The following is a 4340-nucleotide window of genomic DNA, read 5'->3' as shown; positions in this document are numbered from 1 at the left end:
GGAATTTGGTAATGCAAACCGTGGGATTGTACTGCCGTGGGTTACTTCAGCGGCAGCGGTTACAGGAGCTGTTGACGGTACTTTTATCTATGATACCTCAGACAAAAAAGTAAAATATAGAAATAATGGTAGTTGGGTAGATCTAAGTGTAGATACTACAGGAGTAGCAGATACTACCTTACAAGATTCAAAGACCGAAAATTCCGGTGCTAAAGTAGCGATAGGAAGTACAGGTGCTACTGATACTACGCCAGGTATTCTGGTACTTACAGATATCAATAAAGCAATGGTTCTTCCAAAAATGGTAAGCCCGCATCTCAATATCATCAATCCTTCTGCGGGAATGATGGCGTATGATACGAACAAGAAACATCTTGCTGTATTCAACGGCACGGTATGGACGTTCTGGAAGCCTACAAGAATATCGTCCCTCAACTGTGCAGGAGCTATCAATACAGGGATTCTTACCAGTGGTGTACTGGCAAGCGGCGTGAGTTCACAAATTCCGTACACGGCTAATGGAGGCTCGTATGGTGGGCAGTCGGTTAACTCCACAGGAGTCACCGGTCTTACGGCAAATCTATCTGCAGGTACTTTTGCCAATGGTCCCGGCACACTTAACTACACCATTACGGGAACGCCTTCCGGATCTGGTACTGCAAGTTTTGACATTAACATTGGTGGTCAGAGCTGTACCCTTATAAGAACCGTGAATGCAGCATTTCCTGCGGACCTGGTGCTTGCTCAGAACAGGATGTATTTTATAGGTTCGGTAAATGATTCGGATTACTTACCGTTTACCGCTCCGTCTTCTGCAGCATCCCTTACTCAGGTTAATGCAGATGGCAGCACCAATACCAATTCAGTAGAATTACCAGTCAATGTACAAGGCAGCCTTACAACCACAGGAGTAACGATCAGGATTCCGATTGTTCAGAGCACGTCAGCAGGTACGCTTCCTGCGTATTCCTATACCGTAAATGTACCGGCGCAATATACTGAAGACGGAATCTCAAGAGATGTGGTCTTCAGCTGGACTTCGCAAAGTTATCCTGCTGTCACGATTGGCAGTACGCCCAACCAGTATATAACCGCTACCATTGCCACTACATCTGGTACGCTGAACCTGAAGAAGCTTGATCTGAACTCGGGTATCGGAAGTGATTATTTAGGCATTTTGGTAGGAGAACTTGTATATCCTTACAGTTCTTCTGCTACCAGTACCGTTCAGCTCAGAGATCATCCGGGTATTCCGGATAAGATGATAGGCTTGGCAGATAATGCGGGAAGCAGATCTACACACCGTTTCCTATATCTTCCGGTGCAGGCAGAAGACATAGCCGGCAACATATGGCTGAACAATAACCTGGGCGCGGGTTACTCAACTATCGGAAGCAGCAGCTTTGCCCCTTTCACACAGGCAGCTACAAATGACGACTTCAATGCTTACGGATCATTGTTTCAGTGGGGAAGAGCAGCAGATGGTCATGAGCTGATGAATTTCAGTTCTGCTACTTCGGGAACTTCTGTTTACAGCGTAACATCTGGTTCTGTTTCTACCGATACGCCTGCCACACCAGATTTTATATCTACTGGAGGTGCAAACTGGACGACAACAAATACTGCTACTTTGTGGGGTGTCAATCAACCAAACAACCCGTGTCCTTCAGGATTTACGGTTCCTACTGGCAATGGTGCTACAAGTCAGTTACGAAAGGTTTTTGATGAACTAGGAGGGAATAACAATATTACCAATGCAACGGGATCTAGCCTGAGAATACCTACGTCTCTGTGGAGAGGTCTTAATGGATTGACTTCATCTGTACAGTTTAACCTTTGGAGTTCAAATTCTGCAAGTGCTAATAATGCAGTTGCATTAAATAGCTCTGGTGGTGCCAGTAGAGTTAAAACCCAGGGATATCCTGTAAGGTGTATCAAGAATTAGCGTAAAGAATAGAAGCCGTCTCATAACAGAGGCGGCTTTTTATTAAAAAAGTTGTAGGACTTGCGATATTTTTGTGTATTTATGTGGTAATCAGGTGTATATAGTATTTAGATATTATAATCAAAATCAGCTGGTGTTGTTCCTTACACTTTTGAGGATTTGATTTCCAAGGATCATCCGGTTTGAATCGTGAATGACTTGTAGTACCTAATATTGCTCATGGAGCAGGCAATGGCAATTATTTACTGAATCTAAAGAAGGTTAGGTGTTTTTTTTTACAATTCAGTACAACCCTTTTCCATACAAGAGAAGTAACAACTTTTACAATTTTTATGGCTGATAAGGCCGGAAACGTTAAAAGCGGAGTAGTGTTTTAATAAGTCTAAAATCCGGATTTTTAATGTTTTATCATTTTCATAAATATATTAAAGATGTTTAATAAAAATGTATTTATTCTACGTTTGATCGAAACATCTACACAGTCATCAGATTTTTGATGACTTTTTTATTTAGAATTAATACATAGGCTATAAATTATTTCAAATACCGTTATAGCCGTTTCAAATGTTAAAAGGAAGCTGTTTAGACTTATTTAACGTGAGTTCGGGATAATAATAAATAAATTTGTGATACAAAAAGCACAAAGAGAAACAAAGAAATATTTAATTTTTGAAACGCTTTTAAGTTAAACAATGCCACTTCGTTTATCAAACTAATACAAGAGTTTTGTATTACTTTGATAAGTTTCACGCCTTTGTATATCATAAATTTTAAAAAACCCTGTGATTAATACTTTTGTTAGCTTTGGGTTTTGTATAAACTTATTCCGAACTCAGGTTAATTTAATCATGTTCTGAAGAGTATTTTATAAGACCCGAAATTAAAAAAGAAAACGAGAATCAGCCATGTCTGAACCTAACAAAGTGGTTCGGCGAAGCCAAAGTGAAGTAATGACCGTTATGATTTTGTTTCATTACAGAGCTTTCAAAAACCTGGAATATTTTATCAAGGTTATGTGCAAGACACATGAAAGATAAATTCTCTGTGACAGTTTCGTAGAACCGATTTGTGGAACTTCAAAAGAAAGTAAATACTCCAATGGCCGTTTTTGAGAAATGATGTGTCTGGGAAAATGCACGGGTATTTCTTTATCGACTCAATGCCAATCAGAGTGTGCCGTATCAAAAGAAAAAACAGCTCAAAACCTTAAAAAACATTGCTTTGGATTGGCTTTACGGATCCTGTTCACTTAATCATTAATGACAACGGCGAAATTCTGGATTTTATCCTTACAACGGGCAATGTACATGATAGGGAGCCGCTGAAAAGCATGGATTTGCACAAATGGATTTTCAAAAGACTTTTGGTGATAAAGGCTATATCGGAAAGACCTTTTTGAACAGCTTTTTATCGACGGAATTCATTAATATTTGCCAATAAAACATACCTGTTATCGAAGTTTTGACAAGTTTGTACTCAATATCCTCTCCGCTTGGCGGCTTATTTATTCTTTGATAAAAAACGGTCATATAATACCTGTTCTGAAGTTATTGACAAAGAAAGATTAATTGCTGCTTAAATCGAACTCAAATTATGTATTAAATTCAAACCTCTGATATGTTTTGTTGTACCTGTTCATTATAATTATCGTTCATGATGTTGAAATATACTGTAAAAAAACGATGATTTGCTTTCAAATTATTTTCTCAATCTATCAATTGTATTCTTCTTTTTTGTAACTAAATAGCTACAATTTTGTAAACATTTAATTACAAATAAAAATTTGGTAATCAGTGTCTTGAATGTATATTTGTAAAAAGATAATGAACGTGATTATTAGAGTTATTTTTTTTGAGAGATAATTTTTATATCACAATGTGTTGATAAGTCTAAAAAATAAAATTAGAATAAAATTACCAAATATATTTTCTAGTAATAATAGGAGATGTATTAAATTAATAAAATTTTTTAGATGAACATATTATTGCTTTGAATGATTTTGTTTCTATAGAAAATGCACAAAAGTAGAAATATTTTAAATAAGTCTAATATTGTGTTAAGGAACATATAAAATACATGTGATGAAAATACAAATGAAAAAATCTTGTAAACTTATGGTCTTTCGTTTTTCCGAAAGAGTCGTTTGTTTGTTTTTCATCATTGCTTCCATATTCAATTTCGGACAGTCTTTATCTACAGAAAATTCCGGATATATTCATTTTCAGGACGATATTTTAATCACGAATAACATCGAATCCAAAGAGGAGGTCGCTGTAAGAGGCAAAGAGATCTCTCCGGACGTTACAGTCAGTGGCGAAGAATATATATATGTTGCCGACGGTACTTCCTTGTACGGAATCGATAAAAAGACAGTCAACAGAATCGCAAAAAAACA

General features: G+C 37.1%; 1 protein-coding gene and 2 pseudogenes. All 3 read left to right on the top strand.

What is annotated here, in order from left to right; translation table 11 throughout:
• Positions 1 to 1945: pseudogene (locus tag BUA76_RS18920) on the top strand (FISUMP domain-containing protein); the annotation flags it as partial.
• Between the two features lie 884 nt (positions 1946 to 2829).
• A pseudogene (locus BUA76_RS19580) lies at positions 2830 to 3524 on the top strand (transposase); the annotation flags it as partial.
• Between the two features lie 502 nt (positions 3525 to 4026).
• Positions 4027 to 4340: hypothetical protein (locus BUA76_RS18910; protein WP_143149960.1), on the top strand; the 314-nt coding region annotated here is incomplete at its 3' end.

This window comes from Chryseobacterium takakiae (assembly GCF_900129385.1).
GTDB classification, from domain to species: domain Bacteria; phylum Bacteroidota; class Bacteroidia; order Flavobacteriales; family Weeksellaceae; genus Chryseobacterium; species Chryseobacterium takakiae.
The sequence above is the reverse complement of the archived record's forward strand: the minus strand, read 5'-3'. Positions and strand labels throughout refer to the sequence as shown.